The organism is Methylocaldum sp. GT1TLB (genome assembly GCF_051027445.1).
Classification (GTDB): Bacteria; Pseudomonadota; Gammaproteobacteria; order Methylococcales; family Methylococcaceae; genus Methylocaldum.
Genome location: NZ_CP194898.1, coordinates 4,468,570 through 4,482,801, shown reverse-complemented (window position 1 = coordinate 4,482,801; position 14,232 = coordinate 4,468,570). Strand labels below are relative to the sequence as shown.

Sequence of the window (14,232 nt, the reverse complement as noted above, 5' to 3'; positions counted from 1 at the left end):
CTGCGGCTCGACAACACCCCCGTCTAGTCGCTTGGCCAACGCCGATACTGTTCATAAAGAAAAATACGGCGAAAATAGGCCATCTCCCCATTTCGAATAATAAGGTCATGAACTCCGAAGCCCGCGCTGCCTCGTTGCGTTCTTCCGCACGTTCCTTACCGGCCGCACCGGCCTCGGCCGCCCAGAAACTCTTGAAGCTTTCGACGCTCGGAAAGCAGTTCGCCACTTACTTGGGCCGGCTCGACGGCAATCCCGACGAAGCGGTCATCTGGGCGGCACAGCTGGCTTACCAGGCCGTCGCGGAAGGTCATATCTGTATTCGTCTGTGCGACTATGCCGGCTCCGAGGTAGCCCCCGACGACGGCGAGGGCATCGTTACGCTGCCCGGTCTCGCCGATTGGCTGGCGCTGCTCCGAAAGTCCAAGCTGGTCGGGGCTCCCGGCAGCTTCGCGCCGCTCATCCTCGACGCGGACAACCGCCTCTATCTGACGCGTTACTGGCATTACGAGAAGACATTGGCGGACAACTTGATATCTCTCGCAGAGAGCCCATGCCCGGAAATCGATTTGGCCGAGCTTCGCGCCGAACTGGACCGGCTTTTCGCGCACAACACCGAGGTGCCCGATCGGCAGAAGCTGGCTGCGGCCGTGGCGACGTTGCGGCGGTTCTGCGTCATCTCCGGAGGCCCCGGAACGGGAAAGACCTCTACCGTGGTTCGCATACTCGCCGCACTCCAATCCCAGGCCGGAGAAAAGCCGCTGCGCATCGCGCTGAGCGCGCCCACCGGCAAAGCGGCGGCGCGGCTTCAGGAATCCATACGCGAACAGAAAGCGAAACTGCCGGTGCCGCAAGCCGTACTCGACGCTCTCCCCGAAACCGCCTCCACGTTGCATCGGCTGCTGGGCACCAAGCCCGACTCCGTTTACTTTCGCCATAACCGGAAAAATCCGCTGCCGCTGGACGTATTGGTGGTGGATGAGGCATCGATGATCGACCTGGCGCTGATGGCCAAGCTGATCGACGCCTTGCCGAAAGGCGCGCGGCTGATTTTGCTGGGGGACAAGGATCAATTGGCGTCGGTGGAACCCGGCGCGGTGTTCGGCGATCTGTGCGAATCGTCCGGCTACAGCCCGGCATTTTGCGATCAACTTTACGCAGCCTCGGGTGTCAAGATTCCGTCGGGCGATCTGTTCACACCGGCCCTGTCCGATTGTATCGCGCTCCTCACCCACAGCCATCGCTTCGGGTCGGAGAGCGGCATCGGCCAATTGGCGCGAATGATCAATGCCGGGCGCGCGAAAGAAGCGGTCGCGTTGCTCGCCGGCGGCCGCCACCCCGAGATTCATTGGGAGCGGACACGGGTCGGCGGAGTGGATTTGGTCCGAAGGATGGAAGGCGGCTATCGAGCTTTCTTCGAAGCCGTCGACTCGGGCGACGAAGCAAAGGACGTTCTGCGCCTTTTCGGCCGTTTTCGGGTACTGACCGCTCATCGGGAAGGCGATAGCGGAGCGGCGGGCATAAACCGCAGGTTCGAGGAACAACTTTACGTGCAACGGCGATTGCGCCGGGGAAGCCGATGGTATCCCGGTCGTCCGGTGATCGTGACCCGCAACGATTACGACCTCCGGCTGTTCAACGGCGATATCGGCATCGCGCTGGAAACCGGCGCAGGACTTCGGGTCTTTTTCGAGGATGCGGACGGCCACATCCGGGGATTTTCGCCGACACGCCTTCCCGAACACGAAACCGTGTACGCCATGACCGTTCACAAAAGCCAGGGTTCCGAATTCGACGAGATCGTGCTGGCGCTACCGGACCTTGAAAGCCCGGTACTGGACCGCCCGTTGATTTACACGGCCGTTACCCGAGCGCGGCATCGAGCGGAAATACACGGCTCGCAGAAAATTCTGGAAGACGCCATCAAGCGCGTTCCCGGACGATTCTCCGGACTTCGCGAGCGGCTTTGGACCTGTATTTAGCCCACATTTCTCATACCCCTTCGTCGCGAACTCGGGCTGCGAAGCAGATTTTCTCAACAATCTCTGAGAAATCTTCCGGATTGAGCCGGCCCATCGGGACGACTACAATGGCGAGCTTTGCTGCACGGCAGACATCATCCATGCACGACGAATTCCAGCAGCGCGCCCGTGAACTGATCGAAGCCGGGCGCTATATTCACGGCCGGGGCTGGGCACCCGCAACCAGCGGAAACTTTTCCGCCCGCCTCGGCGACGGACGCGTCGCCATCACCGTATCCGGACGCCACAAAGGCGAACTGACCCCCGACGACATCATGCTGATCGATGCCGAAGGCCGATCGCTGGACGGAAAAAAACCCTCCGCCGAAACCTTGCTGCATACCTCGATCTATCGCCGCTATCCGGATGTCGGTGCCGTGCTGCACCCGCACACCCCGAGCGCCACCTTGCTTTCGCGATTCTTCCGCGACGAACTGGTGCTGGAGAACTACGAACTGCTGAAAGCCCTGCCGGGAATCGACACGCATGAAACTCGAATCGTTATCCCGATATTCCCCAATGATCAGAACATTCCGCGGCTGGCGCTGAAAGTGGACGAATACATCGAACTCCATGGCAACATCTACGGTTATGTAATCGCAGGTCACGGATTTTATACCTGGGGAGCCTCGGTGAAGGACGCTCTGCGTCATGTCGACGCGCTGGAATTTTTATTTGATATCGAGAGTCGCTTACACGGAGTAAGAACGCCATGAGCTTACTGACCATTCATCCCGAAAATCGGCCGGAAAATGCCGAGGTGATCCGAGAACCGGAAACCATCGCCACGAAGCTTTGGGAAATCGGTGTGCTGTTCGAGCGCTGGACCGCCGACCAGGAACTGTCTCCCGACGCCGATCAGGAGTCCATTATCGCGGCCTATCGTCCATCCATCGATCGGCTGATCGACCGCTACGAATTTCGCTCGGTCGACGTCATCAGCGTACGCCCGGACCATCCGCAGAAGGCGGAACTGCGCACCAAGTTTCTCAGCGAACATACTCACGACGATTTCGAGGTGCGTTTCTTCGTCGATGGAAAAGGCCTCTTTTATCTGCATCCCAACGACAAGGTATACGTGCTGCTGTGCGAGCAAGGCGACCTCATCAGCGTCCCGGCGCATGTCAAGCACTGGTTCGACATGGGCGAGAATCCGAATCTGAAGGCAATCCGCTTATTCACTTCTCCAGAAGGCTGGGTCGCTCGATTCACCGGCGCCAATATTGCCGACACCTTTCCCAAACTCGAACAATTTTTGACCCGGTACGTATGATTAGCGCGATTTTGACTGACATCGAGGGAACTACATCATCGATATCCTTTGTCAAAGATGTATTGTTCCCCTACTCCCGCGAGCGTATGATGAGTTTCGTCGCTCATCATGCCGATAATCCGGATGTAGCGAAGCTGTTGGACGAGGTGCGTTCACTCTGCGGAATGGAGTTGAGCACGGTACAAGTCGCAGAACAGCTGATTCGCTGGATCGATGAGGATCGAAAGTCACCGCCCCTCAAAGCATTGCAGGGGATGATATGGGAAGAGGGATACCGCAAACGGGATTATTGCGGTCACATCTATGAGGACGCCGTGCGCAAGCTAAGGGAATGGAAAGCTCAGGGCATCGATCTCTATGTATTTTCCTCGGGATCCGTCCACGCCCAAAAACTCCTGTTCGGACACACCGAATACGGCGATTTGACGCCGCTGTTTTCCGGTTATTTCGACACTCGGATCGGCCCCAAGCAAGATGCCGATTCCTACCGGGAGATTGCTCGGCAGATTGGCTTGCCGCCCGCCTCCATCCTGTTCCTCTCGGACGTTGAAGGGGAATTGGACGCTGCAAAATCCGCCGGTTTTTTGACGTGCCAGTTGGTTCGTGAAAGCACTGATTCGGGTCGGACTGCCCATGATCGGGCAGCGGATTTTGATGCCATCAATATTTCTTTATGAGAAAAGAAGCATTTAACGACCAGACCGGGACAGTATCGACAGAGCCGCCGAGCTTTGAATCACAGGCACTTAGCGGCTACTCACGAATGGCGCGATTTATGCTTTAAATGAGGAGGTAGTTTTAAAGCTTGATTCCGTAAGGCACGAAAAGTAAAGTTCGCGTTTTTCGGTGGGCGGGTTGCCGTTCACCCGGGCATCGACGAGTTCCCCGCCTCCGCGCATTGGTGGCGGAGAAGGGACTACGGAGAATTCTTCGATGCCTATGCGAAGACCTTATTTAAAAAAGGGAACTTAGCATATGAGCACTAACACAAATTCTCATAATAGGCATCGAATATCCGACGCCAGCATATCCCGGCGAGCATTTTTGACGCGTGCCGGAATGGCTGCTGTCGGAGCTTTGCTTTTACCCTCGACCGATGCGCTTGCGAAAATCTTCAGTAAAGATCGCAAGCTCTCATTTCATAATTTAAATACCGGCGAAGAACTGACGCTCCTTTGTAGCCCGCAACAGTATTACGACCGCCGAACTTTGAGGCAGTTCAACTATTTTCTGCGGGACCATCGTACAGATAGCGTCCATCCGATGGATTCCGGCCTGATCGATTTGCTCTATGCGGTTTCGGTATTCACCGGGAGCCGCGGCACGTTTCAGGTGGTCTCGGGATACCGTTCTCCGGAAACGAACCGGATGCTGCGCAAGACCAGCCATGGCGTGGCCGAACACAGCCTGCACATGGAAGGCAAGGCGATCGATATTCGCATGAGCGATATCAGTACGCGCACGATCCAGAAGGCAGCGCTCGCCCTACAACAGGGCGGCGTCGGCTATTACCGCCGCTCCGATTTCGTTCATTTGGATACCGGCAGAGTTCGTTCCTGGTAGCCTTGCCCGATAATAGATTCAGCGCTCCAAATCCGATTTAGAGCGCTCTCTCCGCTCGCTCCCCTCCTCGTCATGAGGGGTAAGGGAAGCCCTTCGCTAGCAGGTCGCTGAGAATCAGGTCGTGGCCGTAGATGTCATCGTAAAAGCTCACGGTGCCTGACTCGTCCGCCAACACCGTCGAATAGAAGATGTAAACCGGTACGGCCTGCTTCAAGGTGACGGTTTTCGGCTTGTCTCTAGTCATGGCCGATTCGATCCGTTCGCGGGTCCATTCACCCTGGTCTGCCAGAATGAATTCCGCCAGAGCAACCGGATCTTCCACTCGGATACAGCCGTGGCTGAAATCGCGCCTGGCTTTCTTGAACAATCCCTTGGACGGTGTACTGTGCAGATAGATGTTATTGTGGTTAGGGAACGCGAACTTGACCAAACCCAAGGCGTTTTTGGGGCCCGGCTTCTGCCGCAACTTGAGAGTACCAGTCGTCAGCATCTCGATATTTCTGAAGCTTGGCTCATAAACGGGCGCATTCGGCGAGAAATTCGGGACCAGCTCCAGGCTGTTCTTCGCCAAGTATCCGGGGTTACTGAGAATTTGCGGCAGCATTTCCTTGACCGTGATCTTGTACGGCAGATTCCAGTACGGCCGAAAGACGATATACGTCATATCCGAGTGAAAGACGGGCGTATGACGTCCGTCGACGGACTCCCCGACGATGACGTTCATCTGAAGATCGGACGTTCCGAAAGCGGAGCCGTTTCGAAAACCGAACAGCTGGAATGACGGAATGTTGACGACAAGATAGTTGCCGCGGATTTGTTCGGGCAACCAGCGAAGACGCTCCAGCCCGAGCTGAATTTGCCGCAATCGGTCGGCCAGCGGGAAATTAAGCTGATTCAGCGTACCTTTTCCGATAATGCCGTCCGCCGTCAACCCGTGGCGCTGCTGAAAACGCTTGACCGCTTGCGCAAGCTCGGGTCCGTAAACCAGGGAGCCGGCGGAACCCTGTTTGATTTCGTTCAAATCCCCAAGAGCGAGCAACAAATGTCTCAGCGCCGGCACATCCTTATGGCGATCTCCCGGACTGAATTTCGCCGGAAAAGAAAACTGGACCGGGGTCATTTCCTTTGCTAACCGCTGATACTGAGGCAGCGCCGCCTTGAGCCGCTCATAGATAGGAAACTTGGGCTCCAAAGCATCGATCATCGCCGCCGGTTGCTGGCTCTGAGCGATTTTCTGAATCAGATTCGGCAGATCCACCCTCTTGGGCTCGACGTTGAGTCCGTAATCGATGTTATTCGGATTGATGCGCCCGACATACAGATTCGATACGTAACGCATGGCCACGAGGCTCAGAGCCACATCAAAGGAAGCGACTTCCCGCGGATTTGCGGCCGTCGTATCGAACTCGCTCAACCACTTGCCCAACAGCTCGGCGTCATAATCCGCAGCGTTCAACCCTTTGCTGTCCGCCTCCGCCAAGCTCGCCACCAGCGTCTCTGCCTGCGGCGTCGGCCTTCCTTCGTTCAGCCATAAAGGCGTAAGGCCGTTCTGGTAATACAACTGCTCCAGTTGCGCCTTGTAGTCGGGAAACTTGCCCCAGCGCAGCTTGGGATGCGTACCCTCCTTGAGAAGACTTTGTATGTGGACGGCGGGCGTATCCGGGATGAGCTCAGGAGCTTCGGCCTGAACGGCGGACGCAGCAACGGTGCCGAGAGCTAAAACGGTTACAGCAAACTGAAAAAAAATCCCCAAGGTTGGGCAAACTTTGTTCATCTCATTTTTTCCTTGCTGGCAATAAAAGTGCCTTAATGGCGCAATTACGTGCGGGTTCGCAACAGTATAACGCCGAATGATGGCGCCTTGAGCTCCAACATTGTGCAACCGCAATCTGTATATCCTTCGAGGTCCAGAAAACAGCCGGGTTCAACAAAAGCCTACTACTTTACTTGGGATTTATATAGGACTAAAATGGTCCTTAATTAGAAAGGTAGCGCCATGCTTCGCATCAGCAAACTAACCGATTACGCCATCATCGTTTTGGGACATATGGCCGGAGAACCCGAACGCACTTATGCCGCGACCGATTTGGCCGATTCGACCGGAGTCGCGATCCCGACGGTGAGCAAGATTCTGAAGAGTTTGACCAAGGCCGACATCCTCAAATCCACGCGCGGCGCCAAAGGCGGATATCAGTTGACCCGATCGCCGGACAAGACCAGCGTGGCGACTATCATTTACGCCCTCGAAGGACCGATCGCCTTGACAGAATGCGGCCTCGACCACGATCAGTGCCAGCAGTCGTCGTCATGCCAGATTCGTGGCCATTGGGGCGTCATCAACCGGGCGATCCGAACCGCCCTGGAGTCGGTCAGCCTGGCCGATATGGTCATGCCCTTGACTAAAGCGTCCGAGGAAATCCATATCCCGGTCAGCACCCTTCACTATCAGCCGAGATAAAGGCGCGGAGTAAACATCATGTCTGCGACAGCGAAAACCCTGGATAAACTCATCAAAAAGGACTATGCGCCGGGCTTCGTCACCGACCTGGAGGCGGATACCCTTCCACCCGGCCTCAACGAGGACGTGATACGCGCCATCTCGGCCAAAAAGAACGAGCCCGAGTTCATGCTCGAATGGCGGCTGGAAGCCTACCGTCACTGGCTGAACATGGAAGAGCCGACGTGGGCTTTCGTCCACTATGGACCGGTCGATTATCAGGCCATCAGCTACTACTCGGCGCCGAAGTCCCAGGAACAGCCGAAGAGCCTGGACGAGGTGGACCCGAAGCTGCTGGAAACCTACAACAAGCTCGGCATCCCGCTTTACGAGCAGGAAAGGCTGGCCGGCGTAGCCATCGACGCCGTGTTCGACAGCGTATCGGTGGCGACGACTTTCAAGGAAAAGCTGGCGGCAGCGGGCGTGATTTTCTGCTCCATGTCGGAAGCGATCCAGAACCATCCCGACCTGGTGCGCCAATACCTCGGCAGCGTAGTGCCGCCCGGCGACAACTTCTTCGCGGCGCTCAATTCGGCGGTGTTCTCCGACGGCTCCTTCGTCTACATCCCGAAAGGCGTGCGCTGCCCGATGGAACTGTCCACCTATTTCCGCATCAACGCCGCGAAAACGGGCCAGTTCGAACGCACTCTCATCATTGCCGAAGATAGCAGCTACGTCAGCTATCTCGAAGGCTGCACCGCTCCGATGCGGGATGAAAACCAACTGCATGCCGCGGTGGTGGAATTGGTGGCCCTGGACAACGCGGAGATCAAATATTCGACGGTGCAGAACTGGTATCCGGGCGACGAAGAAGGCCGCGGCGGCATCTACAACTTCGTCACCAAGCGGGGCGATTGCCGGGGCCGCAAATCCAAGATTTCCTGGACCCAGGTGGAAACCGGGTCTGCCATCACCTGGAAATACCCGAGCTGCATCCTGCGCGGCGACGAATCGGTGGGCGAGTTCTATTCGGTTGCGGTAACCAATCATTGCCAGCAGGCCGACACCGGCACCAAGATGATCCATCTCGGCAAGAACACCAAGAGCACCATCATTTCCAAGGGGATTTCCGCCGGCCGCGCCCAGAACAGCTATCGCGGACTGGTGAAGATTCTGAAAAGCGCCGAGAATGCGCGCAATTACACCCAGTGCGACTCGCTGCTGATCGGCGATCGTTGCGGCGCGCATACCTTCCCCTACATCGAGGTCAAGCAACCCACGGCTCAGGTGGAACACGAAGCCAGCACCTCCAAGATCAGCGAGGATCAGCTGTTCTTCTGCATGCAGCGCGGCTTGTCCGCCGAAGACGCCGTATCGATGATCGTGAACGGCTTCTGCAAGCAAGTGTTCAAGGAGCTGCCCATGGAATTCGCCGTGGAAGCCCAGGCGCTCTTGGGAATCAGTTTGGAAGGCAGCGTAGGCTAGTATCCCGGTCGATCCATCCAACAGAATAAACCTCAGGTAAGTCAGTTATGCTCAAAATCGAGAATCTCCACGTCCGGGTCGACGACAAACCCATCCTCAAAGGCATCAGCCTGGACATCAAACCAGGCGAGGTCCATGCCATCATGGGACCGAACGGCTCCGGCAAGAGCACGCTGTCCCACGTGCTGGCCGGTCGCGCGGGTTATGAAGTCACCGATGGAACCGTGAGCTATCTCGGTCGGAATCTTCTGGAGATGAAACCCGAGGAGCGCGCCCGTGAAGGCGTTTTTCTCGCCTTTCAATACCCGGTGGAAATCGCCGGCGTCAGCAATATTTATCTCTTGAAGGCCGCCCTGAACGCCATCCGCAAACATCGGGGCCTGAGCGAAGTCGACGCCATGGACTTCCTGAAACTGGTCAAGGAGAAGATCAAGGCGGTAAATCTGGACGAGCAGTTCCTGTACCGCGGCGTCAACGAAGGCTTCTCCGGCGGCGAAAAGAAGCGCAACGAAATCCTCCAGATGGCGGTGCTCGAACCGAGCCTGTGCATTCTCGACGAAACCGACTCCGGGCTCGACATCGACGCGCTCAAGCTGGTGGCGGACGGCGTGAATGCCCTGCGTTCGGCGGATCGCTCCTTCATCCTGGTCACCCATTACCAGCGCCTGCTGAACTACATCAAGCCGGATCAGGTTCACGTGCTCGCCCACGGCCGGATCATGAAATCGGGCGATGCCAGCCTGGCGCTGGAACTGGAAAAGAAAGGCTACGGCTGGGTCGATCAACTGACGTCTGCGGGTGCCTGATATGAGCGCGGCTCAGCACTACGTCGAACACTATCGCGAATTGGCATCGAAGCTGCCGGGCGAGCATCTGCCGTGGCTGCGCCGGCTGCGGGAAGAGGCCCAAAGCCGCTTCTCCGCCAGCGGCTTTCCCTCGCCGCGCGAGGAAGAGTGGAAATACACCAATGTCGCCACCCTGGAGAAGAAGCTGTTCGTGCCGACTGTGGGCGCGCCCGCAGGCGCGACGGATACGAACGCTCTGGCGCGGCTCCGTCTGGAAGGTGCGTGGTTGCTGGTCTTCGTCGACGGCGTTTATTCCGCCGAACATTCCGTGACTGCCAACCTTCCCGAGGGCGTAATCGCGACATCTCTGGCCAACGCGCTGGAACAGTATCCCGATCTGATCGAGGGCTTACTCAACCAAGTGGTTCCGGAAGTAGCTCACGGCTTTATCGCCTTCACCACCGCGTATTTCAGAGACGGCGCATTCGTGCACATCCCGGCCGGCAAGGTTCTGGACAGACCCTTGCAGGTGATCCATTTCTCGACACGCCCGGACGGACTGTCTGTGACCCGCAATCTCGTCGCGCTGGAGCAGAATGCCGAAGCCAGCCTCGTCGAAACGTACGCGGGTATCGGAGACTCAAGCTATCTCACGGCCTCGGTCACCGAAATCTCGGTGGGCGAGAATGCGGGATTCGACCATTACAAGCTTCAGAGCGAGACCGCCAAGAGCTATCACTTCGGCGGCATCTACGCGCGAGAGGCGCGCTCGGCCCGACTCCGCCAGCATCATCTTGCTTTCGGCGGCCTTTTGGCTCGTACCGAGATTCACGCTCAATTGGGCCATGCGGCGGAGTGCGAACTGGACGGACTGTTCCTCGCGACCGGACGGCGGCATCTGGACACCCAGACCCTGATCCATCACCGGGCACCCTGCGGCACCAGCCGCGAAACCTACCGCGGCATCGCCGGGGATCGCGCGCGGGGCGTCTTTGCAGGGCGCATCGTCGTTCACCCGGAAGCCCAGAAAACCGACGCCGAAATGAGCAACCGCAACCTGCTCTTGTCGGAAGACGCCGAGATCGACAGCAAGCCGCAGCTGGAAATTCACGCGGACGACGTGAAATGCGCTCACGGCGTGACGGTAGGGCAACTCGATCCGGAGGCCATTTTTTACCTCGAATCGCGCGGCGTGGATGAACCGACGGCGCGCAATATGCTCACCTTCGCCTTTGCCAATGAAATGGTCGAAAAGATACGGTTAAGCAGTCTCAAACGACTGGTTCAAAGCGAACTGTTGTCTTTTCTGCCGCAATCCGACATCCGAAAGGATTGGCTATGAACAAGGTTTCCGCTTCCCAAGCCGTTATGACACAGAATCCAGCACATTCCGCTCCAAGCGCGGCCAGCCTGAAAACTCGGCCGAACTCGGTCGGTTATAACGTCGCGAAACTTCGCGAGGACTTTCCGATTCTCCGCCAAACGGTGAACGGTAAACCGCTGGTCTATCTAGATAACGCCGCCACCACGCAAAAGCCCACAGCAGTTATCGATTGCATCCGCCGGGTTTACGAGAACGACTACTCCAATGTTCACCGCGGCGTGCATACCCTGAGCCAGCGCTCGACCGATCTCTTCGAAGGTGCGCGCGAGAAGCTACAGCAGTTTCTCAATGCCAAGCACAGCCACGAAATCGTGTTCGTGCGGGGCACCACCGAAGCCATCAATCTGGTTGCCCAAAGTTTCGGCCGCAGCACCTTGAAAGAAGGCGACGAAATCCTCATCACCGCCATGGAGCATCACTCCAACATCGTCCCCTGGCAGATGCTGTGCGAACAAACCGGCGCAAAGCTGAAGGTCGCTCCGATCGGCCGAACCGGCGAACTTCTGCTGGACGAATTCGAGCAACTCCTGTCGCCGCGCACCCGGCTGGTCTCGGTCTGCCACATGTCCAATGCGCTGGGAACGATCAACCCGGTCAAAGCCATCATCGAATTGGCCCATAGCCGGGACATTCCGGTGCTTCTCGACGGCGCGCAGGCGGCGCCTCACATGGCGGTGGACGTCCAGGACCTGGACTGCGACTTCTACGCCCTGTCCGGGCACAAGCTGTACGGTCCGACCGGCATCGGCATTCTCTACGGCAAGGAAAAATGGCTCGAGGCGATGCCGCCTTATCAGGGCGGCGGCGACATGATCCGCCGCGTCACTTTCGATAAAACCGAGTACAACACCCTGCCTTTCAAGTTCGAAGCGGGCACGCCGAACATCGTGGACGCGATCGCCCTGGGCACGGCGGTGGAATATCTCGAGACCATAGGCATGGATGCCATCGCCGAGTACGAGAACCGGCTGTTGCAATACGCCGCGGAACGGGCCCTCGAAATTCCGCAATTGACTATCGTCGGCACCGCAGAACGGAAAGGCGCCATCCTGTCGTTTACGCTGGAGCGCATACACCCCCACGACATCGGCACGATTCTGGATCACCTCGGCATCGCCATCCGGGCAGGACACCATTGCGCCATGCCGGTGATGGACTTCTTCGGCGTGCCCGCGACCGCCCGCGCCTCCTTCGGGCTCTACAATACCTTCGAGGAAATCGATATCCTGGTGGACGGTATTCGAAAAGTCATCGAGGTGTTCGGCTAATGCTGGATCAGATCAGGGATCTCTATCAGGAAGTCGTATTCGACCATAACCGCAACCCGCGCAATTTCCGGGTGATGGAAGACGCCAACCGCAAGATCGAGGGGTTCAACCCATTATGCGGCGACAAGATCACGCTTTACGTCAAAGTCAACGCCGGCGTAATCGAGGACGTCAGCTTCCAAGGCTCGGGCTGCGCCATTTCGACGGCCTCGGCCTCGCTCATGACCGAAATCGTCAAAGGCCACACCGAGGACGAGGCCCAGCACTTGTTCGATCTGTTCCATCGCATCACCACCGGCAAGAACGACGACGTCGTGAACCTGGAAGAAATCGGCAAACTGGCGGTCCTGTCGGGCGTACGCGCCTACCCGGCCCGGGTGAAATGCGCCACCCTGGCCTGGCATTCGTTGCAAGCGGCTCTCAAGAACGAAGCCGACACCGTCAGTACCGAATAAAGAGAGAGTCGTTTCATGTCCGACTGGATCGATGTCGCCCGTGAAGGCAGTCTTCAAAACGGCGAGCATGTCGTCGTGGATGTCGACGGAACCGACGTCGCCGTGTTCATGATCGACGGCGAGTATTATGCCGTCGAGGATGTCTGTACCCACGATGGCGCCGAGATCGCGAGCGGCCGGCTGGAAGGCTGCGAAATCGTCTGCCCTCGCCATGGCGCCCGCTTCTGCCTAAAGACCGGCAAAGTCCTCAAGCCCCCGGCCTATGAGGACCTCCCGTGCTTTCCGGTCCGCATCGCAAACGGCATGATTCAGGTGCGCGACGAGCGCTGGGACTGATGCCGAGTTGAGCCGCACGCTTCCGCTCGTTTTTCTTCTCGCTCATCTGTAGTACTATCGCGGTTTTTTCGCCGGATACTGAAAACCATTCACCATGCGCGAACTCAATCCCCTCTACAACCAAATCAAAGACTTGAAGAGCCGCCAGGCAGCTCTTAGGGGGTACCTTTGACTTCGATACCAAACGGGAGCGGCTGGACGAAGTTTTAAAGGAACTGGAAGACCCAAAGATCTGGGACGACCCCGAAAGGGCCCAAAATCTGGGACGCGAGCGCACGCAGCTCGAGTCGGTCGTCAACAACCTGGTCAGCATCGAGCAGGGCGTGAACGACGCCGAGGAACTCCTCGAACTGGCGGTGGAAGAAGACGACGAAGCAACCGTGGACACCGTGGCTGCCGATCTCGAACGCTTCGAAAAGCTGGTAGCCGATCTCGAGTTCCGGCGCATGTTCGCCGGCGAAATGGACCCGAACAATGCCTTCCTCGACATTCAGGCGGGGTCCGGCGGCACCGAGGCCCAGGACTGGGCGGAAATGCTGGAACGCATGTATCTTCGCTGGGGCGAACGCCGCGGCTTCAAGACCGAACTGATCGAAGAGTCGCCCGGTGACGTTGCCGGCATCAAGAGCGCTACCATCCGCTTCGAGGGCGAATATGCCTACGGCTGGCTGCGAACCGAAACCGGCGTGCACCGTCTGGTCCGAAAATCACCGTTCGACTCCGGCAATCGTCGGCATACCTCGTTCTCCTCGGTATTCGTTTCGCCCGAAGTGGACGACACGATCGATATCGAAATCAATCCGGCCGATCTCCGCACCGACGTATACCGGGCCAGCGGCGCCGGCGGACAGCACGTCAACCGAACCGAATCCGCCGTGCGCATCACGCACGTTCCCAGCGGCATCGTGGTACAGTGCCAGACCGAACGGTCCCAGCACGCCAACCGCGACCGGTGCATGAAACAGCTTCGGGCGAAGCTCTACGAGATGGAGATGCTGAAGCGCAACGCGGAAAAGCAAAAACTGGAAGATTCCAAGTCCGACATCGGCTGGGGCAGCCAGATTCGCTCGTACGTACTGGACCAATCAAGGATCAAGGATTTGCGCACCGGGGTCGAAACCGGCAACCCGCAAGCCGTGCTGGACGGCGATCTGGACATGTTCATCGAAGCCAGCTTGAAAAGCGGCCTGTGAGGCTTAAAGGCGGTCGGAGTATGCCCGGCCCGCCG

The 14,232-nt window shown here is 57.8% G+C and carries 14 protein-coding genes; 13 read left to right on the top strand and 1 reads right to left on the bottom strand.

Features of this window, described 5'->3' with window-relative positions:
* Positions 1–107 precede the first annotated feature (107 nt).
* The 5 genes from recD (at position 108) to ACR2R1_RS19730 (ending at position 4,854) form a co-directional block, all read left to right on the top strand.
* A complete protein-coding gene (gene recD, locus ACR2R1_RS19750; protein ID WP_156879658.1) occupies positions 108–1,979 on the top strand; it encodes an exodeoxyribonuclease V subunit alpha in 1,872 nt (623 codons plus the stop codon).
* A 140-nt stretch (positions 1,980–2,119) separates the two neighbouring features.
* Positions 2,120–2,734, top strand: coding sequence for a methylthioribulose 1-phosphate dehydratase (locus ACR2R1_RS19745; protein ID WP_434111605.1), 615 nt, complete (start codon positions 2,120–2,122; stop codon positions 2,732–2,734).
* The gene (locus ACR2R1_RS19740; RefSeq protein ID WP_434111603.1) at positions 2,731–3,291 is read left to right on the top strand and encodes a 1,2-dihydroxy-3-keto-5-methylthiopentene dioxygenase; all 561 of its coding nucleotides are present in this window, start codon (positions 2,731–2,733) and stop codon (positions 3,289–3,291) included. Before ACR2R1_RS19745 ends, ACR2R1_RS19740 begins: the two co-directional genes overlap by 4 nt.
* Positions 3,288–3,968: an acireductone synthase gene (mtnC, locus tag ACR2R1_RS19735; RefSeq protein ID WP_434111601.1), complete on the top strand. Its 681-nt coding sequence runs from the start codon at positions 3,288–3,290 to the stop codon at positions 3,966–3,968. The genes ACR2R1_RS19740 and mtnC overlap by 4 nt, the downstream gene beginning before the upstream one ends.
* Before the next feature lie 382 nt (positions 3,969–4,350).
* Entirely contained in the window at positions 4,351–4,854 is a 504-nt protein-coding gene (locus ACR2R1_RS19730; protein WP_240502509.1) for a YcbK family protein, read from the top strand.
* Between the two features lie 70 nt (positions 4,855–4,924).
* On the opposite strand, the gene ACR2R1_RS19725 is transcribed toward ACR2R1_RS19730, so the two are convergent.
* Positions 4,925–6,628, bottom strand: coding sequence for a L,D-transpeptidase family protein (locus ACR2R1_RS19725; protein WP_086134256.1), 1,704 nt, complete (start codon positions 6,626–6,628; stop codon positions 4,925–4,927).
* Positions 6,629–6,850: 222 nt separating this feature from the next.
* On the opposite strand from ACR2R1_RS19725, the gene ACR2R1_RS19720 reads away from it, so the two are divergent.
* The 8 genes from ACR2R1_RS19720 to prfB all read left to right on the top strand — a co-directional run bounded on the left by ACR2R1_RS19720 (position 6,851) and on the right by prfB (position 14,197).
* Positions 6,851–7,312: an SUF system Fe-S cluster assembly regulator gene (locus ACR2R1_RS19720; RefSeq protein ID WP_077730336.1), complete on the top strand. Its 462-nt coding sequence runs from the start codon at positions 6,851–6,853 to the stop codon at positions 7,310–7,312.
* Between the two features lie 18 nt (positions 7,313–7,330).
* Positions 7,331–8,776: a Fe-S cluster assembly protein SufB gene (gene sufB, locus ACR2R1_RS19715; RefSeq protein WP_086134254.1), complete on the top strand. Its 1,446-nt coding sequence runs from the start codon at positions 7,331–7,333 to the stop codon at positions 8,774–8,776.
* A 47-nt stretch (positions 8,777–8,823) separates the two neighbouring features.
* Positions 8,824–9,582 (top strand): Fe-S cluster assembly ATPase SufC, encoded by a 759-nt coding sequence (sufC, locus tag ACR2R1_RS19710; protein ID WP_434111598.1) that lies wholly within the window; start codon positions 8,824–8,826, stop codon positions 9,580–9,582.
* Between the two features lies 1 nt (position 9,583).
* Positions 9,584–10,903: a Fe-S cluster assembly protein SufD gene (gene sufD, locus ACR2R1_RS19705; RefSeq protein ID WP_077730333.1), complete on the top strand. Its 1,320-nt coding sequence runs from the start codon at positions 9,584–9,586 to the stop codon at positions 10,901–10,903.
* Entirely contained in the window at positions 10,900–12,213 is a 1,314-nt protein-coding gene (locus ACR2R1_RS19700) for an aminotransferase class V-fold PLP-dependent enzyme (protein ID WP_434111596.1), read from the top strand. The genes sufD and ACR2R1_RS19700 overlap by 4 nt, the downstream gene beginning before the upstream one ends.
* Entirely contained in the window at positions 12,213–12,668 is a 456-nt protein-coding gene (gene sufU / locus ACR2R1_RS19695; RefSeq protein WP_434111594.1) for a Fe-S cluster assembly sulfur transfer protein SufU, read from the top strand. Before ACR2R1_RS19700 ends, sufU begins: the two co-directional genes overlap by 1 nt.
* A gap of 15 nt (positions 12,669–12,683) precedes the next feature.
* The gene (locus tag ACR2R1_RS19690) at positions 12,684–13,004 is read left to right on the top strand and encodes a non-heme iron oxygenase ferredoxin subunit (protein WP_077730331.1); all 321 of its coding nucleotides are present in this window, start codon (positions 12,684–12,686) and stop codon (positions 13,002–13,004) included.
* A 94-nt stretch (positions 13,005–13,098) separates the two neighbouring features.
* Positions 13,099–14,197 (top strand): peptide chain release factor 2 gene (gene prfB / locus ACR2R1_RS19685; RefSeq protein WP_133719003.1). Its coding sequence is split into 2 segments (ribosomal slippage): positions 13,099–13,173 and positions 13,175–14,197, totalling 1,098 coding nucleotides; the frame shifts between segments, so codons are not numbered across the junction.
* The last annotated feature ends 35 nt before the right edge of the window (positions 14,198–14,232 follow it).